This window comes from Bacillus sp. FSL K6-3154 (genome assembly GCF_040869395.1).
Classification (GTDB): Bacteria; Bacillota; Bacilli; order Bacillales; family Bacillaceae; genus Bacillus; species Bacillus safensis.
On sequence record NZ_CP152033.1, the window covers coordinates 1,149,367 to 1,164,039 of the forward strand.

Below are 14,673 nucleotides of genomic sequence, written 5' to 3' on the forward strand. Positions count from 1 at the left end.
TAAACCTCCAATTATTGTCCAAGCAGTTGAGAAAGGTAGCCAGATTGGTTGTTTAGCTTTTGAATTGCACTATCCATGGCGTTAAACTTCGTATAGTAACGGGCTTCAACCATCTTCAAACGGTCTTGGAACGTACTCATTCGTTTGGTCAAAGAGTCAAGGTCCTTACCAAGTCCGTATTCCTTTAATTCCATAGTTGTGCTGCCAGCCTTTTTTTGAATGCTCTTCGAAAAGTCTGATAAGGAATTTTTGACACGATAGATAATTCCTTGTTCTTGATATTGCTGCTTCGCTTTGTCTTTATCCTTTGAATCCACATTCAAACTACCCGATATGAACATTTGTCTGACCTTCTCCGGGTCTTCTTCAATGGCTTTTCTTAATTTCTCTACTCCATTTATATCCTTACTAAATTCCAGCTTTCCGCCATCTTTATAGCTGGATGATGTCGAAATACCGATTTGTGTGAGTTGAATTTTATTCCCATCACTTGTCGTAATATTAGCATACAAATCACTTCTTATTTTAGAGGCACCAGATCGTAAAATGGAATCACTTCTCAGCAAGCCAGACTTCGCGGTCGTTTCCCATAGCTCTATTTCTTTTTCAGACATCGCTTTTTTCTCTTCAGCCGTTAATGGATGATAGTCTCTGTTTTTCTTTTCATTGACTTTACCATTAATCTGTTCAACGAGCTCATTGTATTTATCAACAAATTGTTTAATTTTATCATAGATTGCATCCACATCTGTTGAAACGTTTAAGCTGACAGGCTGATCCGTGGTTCCTTTAAGCTCGTACGTAATATCAGCCTGCGTGAATGTATTGTTGTTATTTTCCATTTTCAGACCATTAATCTCGTATTGCGCCTTCTGACCTTGAGTGGTCGCAACTAATTTGTTATCTCCATCTACTTGGAAGCCTAATTGCGTTAAAAATGAAGCCGAATTGCCATCAGCTGCTTTAATACTGACGCCTTCACCCGTTGTCCGAGAAGTAAGAGCAATTGTATCCACGTAGTTAGTGCCATCAGAGATTTGGCCTTTATAAGCCGTCACACCTAATTGAGCGTTGTTTAGCTTTTTCACGATGTCATCGATTGTATCGGAATCAGAAGTATTGATCGTCACGATTTTCGGTTTTGTTGAATCTGGTGTCGTCACTTCAAACGTAAACGTGCCATTTGCTGGTGTAAATCCAGATGTACCAGAGGACTTGAAGACAGAAGCTGTCGCTAGTTGAGTGACATGAATAGAGCCAGAGGTCGCATTTGTTGATCCAGTTGCTGTGACAGCAGATTCATTAGAGCTTGTCACCTTTTTGGCGCCATATGTACTTGGACGCGTTAAGTTTAAACTGTTGATCAAATCATCTAATTCTTTAATTTTCGAGTTAACCTCGCGATAGCTGTCTCTTTGCCATTCAAGTGTTTGTTTCTGACGCGTCATTGTATCAAGTGGTGCTTGCTCCGTTTTCATCAGCTTTGATACGATTTCATCAATATCGAACACATTTGAAAATCCAGTAATACGATTGACCATTATTTATGTTCTCCCTTCATTTACATTCTTTTATCTACAAATAAACCGACAATTTCTGTCATTGCTGCATAGAAATCAAGCCATTCCTTGGAAGGAATTTCTCTAATCACTTCTTCTGTTTGGTTATCTACGACTTTGACATAATATTCATTGAGTTTTTCATGTAATTCAAATTGAAGATGAAATTGAGTAGGTTCAATCAGCTTGTTTGCGCCTTGAAGCGTTTTTTCAATTTCTTCTTTTGAAACAGTCCTACCATTTGCTTGTGAGTCAGAGTTTACATTGTCATTCTGGTTATTAGAAACACGGGTTTGAAATGCATCGATAATTGGCTCTAATGATGTCAACTTACCAACAGACATAGTTATTCAGCTCCTGTGCTTTAATCTATCTTTTATATCGGCTTTGAATTTGTAAATTAAATATAGATGGACCGATTTGTTAAAGTTTCCTATAGATCATGAACATCGGTATCGAAACGCTTTCACACGGAGAAGGACAGTTGGATGCGATAAAAAAATCCTCACTTTTTTTGTGAGGATAATTGAGAGAGAAGATCTAAGGATAAACTCGCTGCACGATTGTTCTCTTCTTGAATAGACAGGTACACTTCTTTCCTGTGAATATCGATGTGCTTAGGAGCCTCAATCCCGACTTTCACTTGATCGCCTTCGATTGAAATAATCTTGACTTCAATATCATCGCCTATTTGAATCGACTGGTTTAATTTACGAGACAGCACTAACATGAGGATGCCACCTCTAACAAATGTTTTGTATGATAGGCTGAATCATGCAAAATCACCTGCTTGGCTTTCATGTTTTTCCGGTTCACAATAATAGGCGCTCTTAAATTGGCTGTCGTTTTTTCAATAGATGATTCCATTGTTAAAATAACCATTACTTCCACATCATTGGCATCTTCTACTTCCAGAATGTCTACAACCGTTTCGTCTAAATCAAATTCGTATTGATTGAAGAATAAAAACGGGCTGCTGACGATAAAACCTAATGCCGAGTTATTTAATGATTGAAGAACTAAAAATGGAGACTCTTCTGATAAAGGCAAAATGACAAACTGTTTTTGATCCAGAAATCCTGGTATCCCGTTAGAGAAGTGAATGATTTGCTCCTCTTTGATTGTCACTTCACCATGGTATTTTGTTTGAATGATCATAATTCACGACCTTTTTTCGTTTTCTTAACTATACCTTATCACCATTTTGGCCCGTTTCGTCAACTTCTATTTTTAATTCTGGATATTGTAACATATCAATATTGACCTTACCTGGCTGGTAGTTAACGATTGGTTTATGAGGTGTGGCCTCTATGATAGCTTTTTGCGGCTCCACATCAATTTGAAGCTCAGAAGGCTGATAGTGAATTTTCACACTAAAGAATGAAGGTATCACACCAATGGTGAATTGTTTTGCTGGGGGACTGCCATTGATTTTGGCAAACTCAGCAATCGCATTCCCACCATTCTCGATCTTGATGAGTTCACTTCCTTCTTCCGCTCTGCGACCCATTCCTTCTCCAACAGCACGCTTCCCCTCAGCTGCCCATTCCTCAGAACGTCTAAAAATTGACTTGATGTCCATATCGGCAAACGCCTCGGTTTGATCAATGGTTAATTTCGACGGTGTCCTTTTGATATTCATGACAGCTCGTGGCTGCTGAATCTCAAGATCAGCTTGTGGCTGCTCTACTTCTTGCCGGGAAGGAGTTGTCGACATTTGAAGTTTTGCATAGGTTTGCTGCATTAACAATCTAGGGATTTGCATATGTTCACCTCCATGATGCAAAAAAGCACCCATCGGATGCTTTTTATTATCTTAAGAAATCTACAAGGGATGGCTGAATGACTTTCGCTGTTGTCGCTAAAGCAGCTCTATTCACCGTCTCTTGTTGAAGAAGATCAAGAATTGCCTTTTCACTTTCAACATCTTCATTATCTGATTTAGCATTTTTCAGTACTTGAAATTGTGAAGTCAAACGACTTCCTACTAAGTCAACACGATTCGAACGCGCTCCTAGGTCAGATCGCTCAGCACTCATTACTTCTTTAAACTGATCGATACTTCCTAATGCATCATCAGAATTCGCAAACGTTCCATTTTTCAATGAGTTTTCTAAATCAGTCAGCATTTCAATGACATTTTGACCGTTAGCCTGTCCGCCAAACGCTGAGATTGGATTTGAGTTTACATTTAAAGTGATACCATCAGAAATATTCGCTTGAACAGCATTCGCATCTGTATAATTTTCGAAGTTAAATGTATACGTTCCGTCTGCATTCTCAACAACTGGTTTAACATTTGTATTTGTCCCATTAAATACGAACTTACCTAGCATTTGAGTGTTCATTGCATCAATGATTTGATTCTTCATCTGGCCAATTTCCACTCCGATAGCTGCTAAATCTTCGGGCTGCTTTGTTCCATTTGCCGCATCAAGCACTTTATCTCGTATATTTGACATAATATCAATGATTTCAGTGACACTTGTTTCAGATGTATCAATCCAGTTTTGTGCTTCATTTAAGTTATTTTTATATTGTTCATTTCGAAACAAGGCAGTACTATATTGAAGGCTTTTTACTGCTGCAACAGGATCATCAGACGTTTTTGTAAAACGTTTGCCTGTTTGTGCCTGTTCATTAATTTTAGAAAGTTTTTCATAACTTTTACTAATATTTCGAAGTGAGTTTTGAGAAATCATACCTTGTGTGACTCGCATCCGTTATCCCTACCTTCCTACGACACCCATGCCGTTTATGACCTTATCCAATACTTCATCTTGTAATGTCATAATTCTCGCAGCCGCATTATATGCATGCTGGAATTGGATCATATTCGTCATTTCTTCATCAATGGAGACAGCGCTAGTCGACATTCTACGTTCATTGGCTGAATTGACAAGAGCAGCTGAACTGCTTTCAAGCGTCATGTTCTTTTTCCCTTGTACCCCCATCTCAGCAATAACATTTTGGTAATAATCCTGAATTGTCGTTGTATTGCCGCCGATTGGTAACTTTAAGTCTTGTATATTAGCTAATTTCGTAGCATTCGAACCGTCACCTTGTGTTTGATTGAGAGATGCAGCAATATTATCTGTTGATGCTAAAATGACATCGCTCACTTTAATACGAGCTGCCAAACCTTTATTCAACTCATTGTTATTTTCGATATCAAAAAAGTCTTGTCCACTTGCACCATTTAACGTGTACCCCTGCTTATGTACATCGTTAAATGTATCCATGAATACTTTTGCTACTTCATCCAGCTCTGCAAGCATATCTGGATACATGCCTTTTTCAGCACCGTTTGACATGTAGCCATAAGCCTCAACAAGTGCTTTTACTTTACCGTTCACTTGTAATTGATCCGCTGCAATTGTTGTTGTTCCGAATTGAAGTGAGTTAACAAGTCCCGTTGTATTATCATAAGAGATTTGCAGTTCAGACTTTTCGTTCGTAATACCATTCAAAATGTTTCCAGCAGATTGTCCATTTGCACCGATAATGTCGATGTTGACAGTTCCTTCAGCAATTTTGAGTGCATTACCGCCAGGAGGATTGTAGCTGACCTTAATATCAACAAGTGAGGATAATTGATCGACCAAAGTATCACGTGTATCATAAAGATCATTTGGAAGATATCCATTTGGCTCAACTGCTGCAATCTGTTTGTTCACTTCATCTATTTGAGATAAAAGAGTGTTTACATCTTTGGCTGTTGAATCGAGTTCCGTTTTTAAATTCTTTTGTATCGTCGTTAAAGAGGAGTTGAGCAGACGGAATTGGTCAACTAAAGCCTGTGCACTTGTTTTAACAACTGTACGTGCAGAAGCTGTATCAGCATTTTTTGATTCCGATAAGACCTGTAATGATTTCCATAGATTATCAAAAGCTCTGTTCAAGCCTTCATCCGTCAAATCATTCATAACCCCTTCCATCTGTGAAAGGGCATCTGACTTCGTTGAGTAGTAAGATAAGTTATTATTATGATCTCTGTATTGTAGATCTAAAAAGCTATCTCGAATTCTTTCAACCGTTCCAACTTGTACGCCAGTCCCCATTTGGCCATACGTCTTGCCGTCATAAACCGAAATGACTGGATAAGGATTTTCTGCTTTAAAGGTCACTCTTTGTCTTGAGTAGCCCTCCGTATTTGCATTGGAGACGTTGTTTGATGTGACATAAAGCCCTGCACGCTGGGCTGTGATTCCTCTTTTTGCCGTTTCTAGTCCCATGAATGTAGAACCCATTGGTATCCTCCTTGTTTACGCCTTTGAATCAAACAAAGCCCTTTGCTGTTTAGGCTTTGAACTCTCAAGACCATTTTGTCCGTAATTCATATTTTCTTTATTAGGGTTAACGAGATCGAATGTCAGTGAAATAAATTGAAGTGACTGCTGAATAAGCTGCTTGTTCAGTTCATTTACATCTTTTAGTTCCACCATGATGTCATTTAGTTTCTCATATAATGAAATGAGCTCTTTTTGATCTGTACCTTCAGCCTTTTCGATACATGCAGTGATGGTTGGTGATTGATCACTTTGTAAAAATTGAACGGTCGCTTCAATTCGTTTTTCTTCTAATTGAGAAATGGCCTGAATATACTTTTGCTCTAAATTCAGGACCTCTGAAAGAGCATCAATCTCATTGCTTTTCAGCATTTCTGTTTTATCCTTAGACAACTTTAAAAGCTGTTCATGCAATCCATAGAGACGATGCAGTTCTTCAATAATTATTTTAACTGACATTCACGCTGCTCCCTTTTGTTATTGTTGTTTATAGAAATTCAGCATTTTATCTGCAATGCCTTTTGTATCTACTTGATATGTTCCGGCTTCAATGCTTTTTTTAATTTGGTCAATTTTATCTTGGCGTTCTCTCATAATATTCGGCACCTTTTGCATTTCGATTGCCTTTTTAGAAATTTCGACTTTATCAGTTGATTTAGCTTGATTCGATTGCAACGTTTGTTTCTCATATGTTTTCTTGTAAGGATTTACTGGTTGTGTTCCATATCGATTAATTTTCACGGGATTCCTCTCGCTTTCCGTTACAGTCTGTCTTGATTCTATCCATTTTATCGACCAAACTGCAACTTAGTTTAGGGAATCAGTCGTTTTTAGGATTAATGGCATAATAGGTGTCTTTTTTCCTAGATTCAATCTCCCTTTTACGCTCCTCTTCTTGGTTCATTTGGCTGATTTGCGAATGAATATCCTGTTCACATTGGCTGCATAGCTTGTTTTTCCTGATCGCTTTGCCACATCTTTCACAAGGATAATTAATATTTGGAAATTGACTAATTTGCAGTCTTTTCAAACGAATAAATTTCAAGATTAATTCTTCATCAACTTCTGTTGCTTCTACTATTTCAGCGATGGTTGATTGTCTATTGCTTTGTTTTCTCAAGAATTTATATACGATATCAAAAGAACGTTCTTCTTCTTCAAAGCATTTGTTACAAACCGTTTGGATGGTGGTTTTTAAAAATAGCTGATTACATTGTGGACAGTTTGCCAATTGATTCATAACCAAAACCCCTTACGTTATTTTCTTTTCTTATTATCGGTTAATTATCATGATTTTTAACTACGTATCAACGTAAAAGAAGAAACACTTTTAGCACCTGCGTCTTTCAAAATTCTTGCCGCATCATAGATGGTTGCTCCCGTTGTATAGATATCATCAACTAATATAATATCCCTTTGAACAATCGCATCTGTTTGCTTTATTTGAAACAATCCTTTTTGATCTAGGCGTTCATTTTTCTTTTTTTTAGACTGCTTACTTTGATGTATTTTCACGAGTGGCTGCAATATTGGCTTATCTAGCAAAGAAGCGATTATCACGGACTGATTAAATCCTCTTTCTTTTAGTCTTTCATGACTTAAAGGAATCGGTATCAGCAATGGGTCTTTTATGCAGAAGGAATGTTTAAATGCTGCTTGTACATCTTTTTGAAACAGCTCAGCTAAAGCCGTATCACCCCGAAATTTAAAGCGGGCAAGGACATCTTTCATCAACTCGTTGTAAGTATAAACTGACCTATTTTTCACAAGGATTTTAATAGAATCAGAGCGTTCATTCCATCTGTTACAGTCCTGGCACAATTGGTCATTTGACTGCGCCCTTCCGCATGTTGGACAAATAGGACGCTCAATCTTTACTAAGTGATTCTTACATGCTACACAAAGGCGATCATCATTTAATAGTAGGAATGATTTCCATGTAAAAGCAGGCACAAAATGTCCCTCGCAAATTTGGCAAATCAATTGGTTTCCTTGTTCAGCAACAGACGATTTTCACACCTTGGAAATGCAGAGACCTTGGAAGCTGCTTCTGTCAGAATGACCAGCATCGCAGTATTCTTCTGTTTATCCACCATCTCAGATTTACTGTAGGATATTTTATCGATATCTGTTATATATTGTGGTTTCACTTGATTCAGTGAAATCGCTAATACATCTTCCATACACTTTTCACAATGACAAATCATGTTTAATTGGTTGAGATATTGATTGAGAATTTCCTTGAGTAGTATTTCTTTTGCATTGAGTAGCATATTTGTCTCTCCTGCCATTTGTGTATTGTGAATATAATGTACCATGATTTAGTTGAACCCACACTGTTTTTCAGAAAACTCTTTTGCAGCCGTATCATTCATTTTTGCGATATGCTTCTTTGCTTGTTTCATACTTCTCGTTAAACCAAAATGAAAAAGGAAAACATCTCCTGTACAATAATCCGAGTGTCTGCCTACCCGCCCAGAAATCTGAACAAGTGCACTCTCTGTAAAAATAGTAGATTCCGAACCTAGTACCCCCACTTGAACATTTGGAATCGTTACGCCTCTTTCTAGAATAGTGGTTGTAACTAGTACATCGTATACGTAATCTCTAAAGTGCTGAACCTTTTGTTTTCTATCCGGATCATCGGCAGATACCCCCTCCACGTTCAAGGATTGTTCTCGAAGAATCTTCGTTACCTTCTTCATGGTAGCAATTGAAGGAACAAAAAGTAATATTCTTCTCTTATTTGCAATATGTCTCTGCATCCAATTCATCACTTTAGGGGGCAGCTGGTTCTTTTTTAATTTCTTTTTCCAATGACCGATCCAATGAAAGGTCGGTACGGGTAATGGTTGCTCGTGAAAACGCAAAGGAATTTTTATCGCTTCCAGTTTTCCACGAGAAACCTCTCTCGTCATTTTTTTAGAGGGTGTCGCACTTAAATAAATCCTGACCCCTCTGTTCTTTCTCATCGCCTTTAGAACAGCAAATTGGAGACGCTCATCCATTGAATAAGGGAAGGCATCGACTTCATCTACAATGAGCACATCAAAAGCATTCTTGTATCTCATCAGCTGGTGGGTTGTGGTGATCACAAGCGGTGTTATTTGAAACCTTTGAGAACTGCCTCCGTAAAGTACGGTAATTGTCACCCCTTGAAATGCTTTTGTAAGCCGTGGTTCGAGTTCAAGCACTACATCTGTTCTAGGTGTCGCAATACAGACCCTCATTCCTTGATTTAACGCATATTCGATTCCGTGAAAAAGCACTTCCGTTTTCCCTGCTCCGCAAACCGCCCAAACAAGTAGATCAAATTTGTTTTTAATAGCTTCAATCATTCTTTCTGACGCTCTTTTTTGTCCTTTAGACAGCTCTCCCTGCCATGTTAATTCGGCTCGACATGTTTCTACCATTTGTGGACCTGTCCATTCATAAAGAAACCCACATTCCGTTGCTTTTCCCATCATGATGCATGATCTACAGTACACACAATCCTTTTGACACACTTCACATGGAGAATGAGCGAAATACCGCTTGTGTGATACACCGCACCGGCAGCATGTAAAACCATTTGCTTTCCTCTCAATGGCTGGAGACCGATTGACTAAGCCCTTCTCCTCCAGCCAATCTAAATTGGACTGTGGGCACTTTGTTTCAACGGTGAGCAGATGACGTGAATGCAGCTGCCGCATTAGTTCCATTGCTTTGTCCATATTCAACATTACCAAACACCTTTCAATTGATGTTCGGCTATTATGCACAAAGACATGACATTTCGTCCAACAGGTAAAATAGAAAAACAAAACCCCTTTTCAATAAGAAAAGAGGTTTTTTAGGAATTATCTAATCACCCAGCCAAGGGCTAAAGAACCTTCACCTAGATGGGTGCCGATTACGGCACCAAAGTAGCTTTTATAAAATTCAACATGAGGATATTTTTCTGATAAGTGCGCAATTAATTCTTCTGCTTCTTCTTCTCTATTACCATGTATCAGTGTTGCTCTCATCGGAACACCACGTGATGCATCTTCATCAAATAATTCAAAAATACGTGAAATGGCTTTTTTACGTGTGCGAATCTTCTCAAAAGGAACAATTAGCTTGTTGTCAAAATGCAAAATAGGCTTTACCTTTAAGAGGCTTCCAATAAAGGCCTGAGCACCATTTAATCTGCCGCCTCTTTGCAAATGAGTTAAATCGTCTACCATAAAATACGCCCGCTGACTTTCTTTTAGGTAATTTAGATGTGCTAACACTTCTTCTAAAGAAGCACCTTCTTGGATTTTTTCAGCAGCTTCTAACACATAAAAACCTTGTGCCATACAGCTTGTTTCTGTATCAAACGGGTAAATATCAATCCCGTCAACTAGATCATTCGCTGAGACCGCACTATTATACGTTCCACTAATTCCACTTGAAAGGTGGATACTAATCACGGCGTCGTATGTTTCACTTAGTTTTTCATATAAGGCTATTAATTCACCGAAAGCAGGCTGAGAGGTTGTTGGAAGATCTTTGTGTTTTTTGATTTCTTCATAATATGTCTTCCAGTCCATTTCTATTTCTTCACGGTATGATTCACTGCCAAAGATGACGTTAAGGGGGATCATATGAATATTATGTTTATCACGCAGCTCTTGTGGTAGATAAGCAGTACTGTCTGTTACAACGGCTATTTTCATTCTTAAATACCTTCCTTATTCGTTAAGTTACTCTTTTTTATTTTAAAAGAATGATCATTTTTTCATTAGATTTATAATAGTAATCAAAAAAGCCTGCCTAATCAATAGGCAAGCCCGCTATATCCGAAAAAGACTCCTTACCCTGTCTATCATTTCTCTCCACCTAAAATGTGAGAGAATAAAAACAGGCGAAAAAGGAGTACTTGTCCGGAACATTATCTCATTTCTACCCAGCCGTTTTTAATAGCTACAACAACAGCTTGTGTACGGTCGTTTACATTCATTTTTTGCAAAATGTTACTCACGTGGTTTTTAACTGTTTTCTCACTAATAAAGAGCGATTCACCGATTCCTCTGTTGCTCTTTCCGTCAGCTAACATTTGAAGAACTTCACATTCACGTCTAGTTAAGATATGAAGTGGTCTGCGAATTTCAGGATATACCTCATGCTGTGGATGTGCTGAAACGCCGCTAGTTGCCAAGCGTCGGAATTCATTTACTAAATTATGAGTGACTTTCGGATGTAAATAAGAGCCTCCGTCAGCTACAACTTTCACTGCTTCGATAAGTGTGTCTGCATCCATTTCTTTTAGCAGGTAGCCTCTCGCCCCTGTTTTCAATGCATGTGTTACATAGTTTTCATCGTCATGAATAGATAGAATAATGACTTTTGATTCGGGATAAAGCTCAACAAGCTGCTTTGTAGCCTCAACACCATTTACATTCGGCATATTAATGTCCATAATGACAACATCCGGATGATAGTGTTCTACGATACGTGCAGCTTCGTCACCGTCGTCTCCTTCTGCAACTACTTCAAAAGTAGGTTCAAAATCTAAAATCCGTTTGACACCTTCACGGAATAATTGGTGGTCATCAATAATTACAATATTTACTTTAGTCACAAGCTACGCCTCCCCATGTTTATTGTTCTACACCTGAACTTTATGGTCAATATGTCTTTTGACTCTATTTTACAATTTTATTTTGCAATGTTAGTGGCACGCGAATCATGATGAATGTCCCTAGACCTATTTTTGAGTCTATGGTCATTTTACCTTCCAGTAAGTCTACGCGTTCTTTCATGCCAAGTAAACCGAAGGATTTGTTTTTGTTTGTTTTCACATCTTTCATATCAAAGCCTTTTCCATCGTCTTTAATAATTAAGGTCACAAAGTCTTTCGTTACTTCTACTTTGACAGAGATTTCTTCAGCTTCAGAATGTTTTAATGAATTTGTGACAGCTTCTTGGGCTAGTCTAAACAGTGCTACTTCAAATTGAGAAGCAATTCTTTCGCTTTCTGTATCACCTAGGCATTGGAACGTAATTTTGGTTTTCCCATCATATTCTTCAATTGTGTTTAAGTATTTTCTCAGTGTCGGAATCAGACCCAAATCATCTAAAGCCATCGGTCTTAAATCATAAATGATTCTTCTCACTTCGTACAGTGCATTTCGCACATTCTGTCTGAGACTTCTAATTTCTTTAAAACCTTCTTCTGTACCGCGGTCTCTAAAAATCCGTTCAATTAATTCGGAACGCATCATCACGTTTGCCAGCATTTGAGCAGGGCCGTCATGAATTTCCCGAGACACTCTTTTGCGTTCTTCTTCTTGGGCTTCAATAATTCTCAGCCCAAAATCTTGTTTTGCCTGAGCATCTTCAAGTAAAACGCCAACCTGGCGTAAATCCTGGTTGAGATAGTTGAGAACAACTGTAATCTGACTCACAAGCGTTTCAGAACGTTCAATGACGTCTTGTAAGCTTAATAATCTTCTTTCCAGATCGTCTCTTCTTTCTCTCAGCTGCTTCTCGCGCTGCTGAATCATGGTGAGTTCCACTTGCAAGTTATGTGCTTTTTCGTAGGCCTCACGTATTTCTTCTTCGCTGAATTTGTTGAAGTTTCTGCTGACCTCAGATAAGCGGTTTCTAGCATGTCTTGTATGGACTTCCAGCTTATCCCCAAAATCAATTACTTCGTTTACTTGCTGTTTGATTTGCTTCAGCTCTTCTACTAGGCTTTCATATTGTTGACGGGACTGTTCGCCTATTCTAAATACTTCGTCCTTGCTGCCATCAACTGTACTTAGCATTTTCATGATGATTGAATCCAATAATTTCGGATCCATTTTGGGTGTTGTCATGGCTTTTCCCTCCCGTAACAGTGATGTCATCTTTTTTTATTATAAATGTCATTGATCTGCATTTTATGTCGAATTATAATGAAAGAATGCGTATAATCATGAAGTTTTTATGACGACCCTTTTTCCGCTCCTATCATCATAACAAAATACGCTGTAAAATTCTAAAACCAATGCAAATTTTCACTAGTCTTACAATTTGCTTGTCAGGAGGGTATGTCTTTTGCTGAATCGCTATCTTACAGTAAAAAGTCGTGGCGAGCATGAGATCGTCATTGAAAAATCACGTTTTATTTGTCATATACAGCGTGCTGTCTCAGAAGAAGAAGCACAAGCATTTATACAATCCATTAAAAAACAACATTGGAATGCCACACATAATTGTTCAGCCTATCTCATTGGTGAACATGACCTGATTCAAAAAGCGAATGATGATGGTGAACCAAGCGGTACAGCAGGTGTGCCAATGCTTGAAGTGCTAAAAAAACGGAAGCTGAAAGATACAGTCGTTGTGGTCACTCGTTATTTCGGCGGTATCAAGCTAGGTGCCGGTGGATTGATTCGTGCCTACGGAAAATCTGTATCAGAAGCTATCAACCATGTTGGAATGGTAGAGCGCTGTTTAATGCGTACAATGCACACAACAATAGATTATACATGGCTTGGAAAGGTAGAGAATGAGCTTAGAGCCTCATCTTTTCAGCTAAAAGAAATCCATTATGCAGAAGATGTTATTTTTGAGACATATGTCGAAGAAACACAAACAGAGCAGTTCATTGAGTGGATGACTGAGCTGACAAATGGAAAGAGTGTTACAAAAGAAGGCGAACTGATTTATTTAGAAAAGGACATTGGTCCGATAAAGGAGACAGATGAATGGCACAACGAGTAAAAGTGCGTGTACGAAAGAAAAAGAGTAAAAAGAAGAGAATTATCAAACGTATTCTGGTCTTATTTTTGCTTCTTATCATCTGCATGGGCGGATTTGCAGTATATAAAATCGTCAATACTCTTCAAGCTGCTGACAAAACATATGATGAACTAAACCGTGGAGAGAAATCGAATCTTCGTGATGCTGTCATTGATATTAAGAAAAAACCTTTCTCTGTATTATTTGTCGGAATTGAGGATTATGCCACAAAGGGTGATCATGGCCGTTCAGATTCACTCATTGTCGCAACGATTAACCCTCAAGACAAAACGATGAAAATGGTTAGTATTCCTCGTGACACACGCGTACAGCTTGCAAGTGATACAACAGGAAGTAAAGAAAAGATCAATGCAGCATTTGCTAAAGGTGGTAAAGATGAAACGATTGAAACTGTCGAACAATTCTTGCATATTCCGATTGATAAGTATGCAACCGTTGATTTTGACGGATTCAAGGATGTCATTGATGAAGTAGGCGGAATTGATATCGATGTTCCATTTGACTTCAATGAAAAAAGTGATGTTAAAAAATCGAAAAAGATTTACTTCAAAAAAGGCAATATGCATTTAAACGGGGAAGAAGCACTTGCTTACGCACGGATGAGAAAACAAGATCCACGCGGTGATTTCGGACGTAACGATCGTCAGAAACAAATTTTACGTGCAATGATTGATCAAATGGCGAAGCCAAATAACATTGCGAACGTCGATAACATTGCTAAAGAAGTCAGTGATCACATTACGACCAATTTCCGTATCACAGAAGGTCTTGCGCTTCAGCAAATCTACAGCGGATTTAAAGGAGACGACACAGAAACTCTTTCTATTAAGGGATCAGACCTTTATTTAGGGCCAAATCGCACGTATTACTTTGAGCCAGATCCGACCAATTTAGCTAACGTACAAAATGAATTACGGACGCATTTAAAGCTTCCTACTGAATCTTCAACTGAAACAGATTCACAAACCAATCCGTCCTCTGGTGAAACAGGGTCAACTGATACAACTAACTCATCGACCAGCACACCTGGACAATAATAAAAACAGCCCAGTTCCTAGGAACGGGCTGTT

General features: G+C 38.4%; 18 protein-coding genes. 2 read left to right on the forward strand and 16 right to left on the reverse strand.

The genetic code is table 11. The features are described from left to right. Nucleotides 1-11: 11 nt before the first annotated feature. The 16 genes from MHH61_RS06175 to MHH61_RS06250 form a co-directional block, all read right to left on the reverse strand. Nucleotides 12-1,541: a flagellar hook-associated protein 2 gene (locus tag MHH61_RS06175; RefSeq protein WP_125585967.1), complete on the reverse strand. Its 1,530-nt coding sequence runs from the start codon at nucleotides 1,539-1,541 to the stop codon at nucleotides 12-14. Between the two features lie 20 nt (nucleotides 1,542-1,561). Then, nucleotides 1,562-1,903, reverse strand: a complete 342-nt coding sequence (gene flaG / locus MHH61_RS06180; RefSeq protein ID WP_024426252.1) for a flagellar protein FlaG — start codon at nucleotides 1,901-1,903, stop codon at nucleotides 1,562-1,564. A gap of 161 nt (nucleotides 1,904-2,064) precedes the next feature. Beyond that, on the reverse strand, nucleotides 2,065-2,289 hold the full coding sequence (gene csrA / locus MHH61_RS06185) for a carbon storage regulator CsrA (protein ID WP_008360181.1): 225 nt from the start codon (nucleotides 2,287-2,289) through the stop codon (nucleotides 2,065-2,067). Then, nucleotides 2,283-2,717 carry a flagellar assembly protein FliW gene (fliW, locus tag MHH61_RS06190; RefSeq protein WP_024423615.1) on the reverse strand — a complete coding sequence of 145 codons (435 nt, stop codon included), beginning with the start codon at nucleotides 2,715-2,717 and terminating at the stop codon, nucleotides 2,283-2,285. Before fliW ends, csrA begins: the two co-directional genes overlap by 7 nt. Nucleotides 2,718-2,745: 28 nt before the next feature. Continuing rightward, the gene (locus tag MHH61_RS06195) at nucleotides 2,746-3,324 is read right to left on the reverse strand and encodes a DUF6470 family protein (RefSeq protein WP_024426253.1); all 579 of its coding nucleotides are present in this window, start codon (nucleotides 3,322-3,324) and stop codon (nucleotides 2,746-2,748) included. A 46-nt stretch (nucleotides 3,325-3,370) separates the two neighbouring features. After that, nucleotides 3,371-4,279 carry a flagellar hook-associated protein FlgL gene (gene flgL, locus MHH61_RS06200; RefSeq protein WP_034281095.1) on the reverse strand — a complete coding sequence of 303 codons (909 nt, stop codon included), beginning with the start codon at nucleotides 4,277-4,279 and terminating at the stop codon, nucleotides 3,371-3,373. A gap of 9 nt (nucleotides 4,280-4,288) precedes the next feature. Next, nucleotides 4,289-5,809 (reverse strand): flagellar hook-associated protein FlgK, encoded by a 1,521-nt coding sequence (gene flgK, locus MHH61_RS06205; protein ID WP_024423618.1) that lies wholly within the window; start codon nucleotides 5,807-5,809, stop codon nucleotides 4,289-4,291. A gap of 15 nt (nucleotides 5,810-5,824) precedes the next feature. Continuing rightward, nucleotides 5,825-6,307, reverse strand: coding sequence for a flagellar protein FlgN (locus MHH61_RS06210; protein ID WP_087977062.1), 483 nt, complete (start codon nucleotides 6,305-6,307; stop codon nucleotides 5,825-5,827). A gap of 18 nt (nucleotides 6,308-6,325) precedes the next feature. After that, complete coding sequence (flgM, locus tag MHH61_RS06215; protein WP_024423620.1) at nucleotides 6,326-6,589, reverse strand: flagellar biosynthesis anti-sigma factor FlgM; 264 nt, start codon at nucleotides 6,587-6,589, stop codon at nucleotides 6,326-6,328. Between the two features lie 79 nt (nucleotides 6,590-6,668). Beyond that, nucleotides 6,669-7,088, reverse strand: coding sequence for a TIGR03826 family flagellar region protein (locus tag MHH61_RS06220; protein ID WP_024423621.1), 420 nt, complete (start codon nucleotides 7,086-7,088; stop codon nucleotides 6,669-6,671). A 56-nt stretch (nucleotides 7,089-7,144) separates the two neighbouring features. Continuing rightward, nucleotides 7,145-7,801: a ComF family protein gene (locus MHH61_RS06225; protein ID WP_241218534.1), complete on the reverse strand. Its 657-nt coding sequence runs from the start codon at nucleotides 7,799-7,801 to the stop codon at nucleotides 7,145-7,147. 26 nt (nucleotides 7,802-7,827) lie between these two features. Further along, complete coding sequence (locus MHH61_RS06230) at nucleotides 7,828-8,121, reverse strand: competence protein ComFB (RefSeq protein WP_024423623.1); 294 nt, start codon at nucleotides 8,119-8,121, stop codon at nucleotides 7,828-7,830. Between the two features lie 48 nt (nucleotides 8,122-8,169). Beyond that, nucleotides 8,170-9,567 (reverse strand): DEAD/DEAH box helicase, encoded by a 1,398-nt coding sequence (locus tag MHH61_RS06235; protein ID WP_277600436.1) that lies wholly within the window; start codon nucleotides 9,565-9,567, stop codon nucleotides 8,170-8,172. A gap of 120 nt (nucleotides 9,568-9,687) precedes the next feature. Then, nucleotides 9,688-10,530, reverse strand: a complete 843-nt coding sequence (locus MHH61_RS06240; protein ID WP_024423625.1) for a DegV family protein — start codon at nucleotides 10,528-10,530, stop codon at nucleotides 9,688-9,690. 215 nt (nucleotides 10,531-10,745) lie between these two features. After that, nucleotides 10,746-11,435: a two-component system response regulator DegU gene (gene degU, locus MHH61_RS06245; RefSeq protein WP_008348273.1), complete on the reverse strand. Its 690-nt coding sequence runs from the start codon at nucleotides 11,433-11,435 to the stop codon at nucleotides 10,746-10,748. 64 nt (nucleotides 11,436-11,499) lie between these two features. Continuing rightward, on the reverse strand, nucleotides 11,500-12,675 hold the full coding sequence (locus MHH61_RS06250) for a sensor histidine kinase (protein ID WP_003213166.1): 1,176 nt from the start codon (nucleotides 12,673-12,675) through the stop codon (nucleotides 11,500-11,502). Between the two features lie 220 nt (nucleotides 12,676-12,895). On the opposite strand from MHH61_RS06250, the gene MHH61_RS06255 reads away from it, so the two are divergent. Both MHH61_RS06255 and MHH61_RS06260 read left to right on the forward strand, forming a co-directional pair. Next, complete coding sequence (locus tag MHH61_RS06255; RefSeq protein WP_012011434.1) at nucleotides 12,896-13,564, forward strand: YigZ family protein; 669 nt, start codon at nucleotides 12,896-12,898, stop codon at nucleotides 13,562-13,564. After that, on the forward strand, nucleotides 13,549-14,640 hold the full coding sequence (locus MHH61_RS06260) for an LCP family protein (protein ID WP_024423626.1): 1,092 nt from the start codon (nucleotides 13,549-13,551) through the stop codon (nucleotides 14,638-14,640). Before MHH61_RS06255 ends, MHH61_RS06260 begins: the two co-directional genes overlap by 16 nt. Nucleotides 14,641-14,673 lie beyond the last annotated feature (33 nt).

Excerpts from the sequence above, each read along its gene's own strand:
- MHH61_RS06175 (WP_125585967.1), bottom strand. The coding sequence starts at position 1,541 with ATGGTCAATCGTATTACTGGATTTTCAAATGTGTTCGATATTGATGAA.
- flaG (WP_024426252.1), bottom strand. The coding sequence starts at position 1,903 with ATGTCTGTTGGTAAGTTGACATCATTAGAGCCAATTATCGATGCATTT.
- csrA (WP_008360181.1), bottom strand. The coding sequence starts at position 2,289 with ATGTTAGTGCTGTCTCGTAAATTAAACCAGTCGATTCAAATAGGCGAT.
- fliW (WP_024423615.1), bottom strand. The coding sequence starts at position 2,717 with ATGATCATTCAAACAAAATACCATGGTGAAGTGACAATCAAAGAGGAG.
- MHH61_RS06195 (WP_024426253.1), bottom strand. The coding sequence starts at position 3,324 with ATGCAAATCCCTAGATTGTTAATGCAGCAAACCTATGCAAAACTTCAA.
- flgL (WP_034281095.1), bottom strand. The coding sequence starts at position 4,279 with ATGCGAGTCACACAAGGTATGATTTCTCAAAACTCACTTCGAAATATT.
- flgK (WP_024423618.1), bottom strand. The coding sequence starts at position 5,809 with ATGGGTTCTACATTCATGGGACTAGAAACGGCAAAAAGAGGAATCACA.
- MHH61_RS06210 (WP_087977062.1), bottom strand. The coding sequence starts at position 6,307 with ATGTCAGTTAAAATAATTATTGAAGAACTGCATCGTCTCTATGGATTG.
- MHH61_RS06220 (WP_024423621.1), bottom strand. The coding sequence starts at position 7,088 with ATGAATCAATTGGCAAACTGTCCACAATGTAATCAGCTATTTTTAAAA.
- MHH61_RS06230 (WP_024423623.1), bottom strand. The coding sequence starts at position 8,121 with ATGCTACTCAATGCAAAAGAAATACTACTCAAGGAAATTCTCAATCAA.
- MHH61_RS06240 (WP_024423625.1), bottom strand. The coding sequence starts at position 10,530 with ATGAAAATAGCCGTTGTAACAGACAGTACTGCTTATCTACCACAAGAG.
- MHH61_RS06250 (WP_003213166.1), bottom strand. The coding sequence starts at position 12,675 with ATGACAACACCCAAAATGGATCCGAAATTATTGGATTCAATCATCATG.
- MHH61_RS06260 (WP_024423626.1), top strand. The coding sequence starts at position 13,549 with ATGGCACAACGAGTAAAAGTGCGTGTACGAAAGAAAAAGAGTAAAAAG.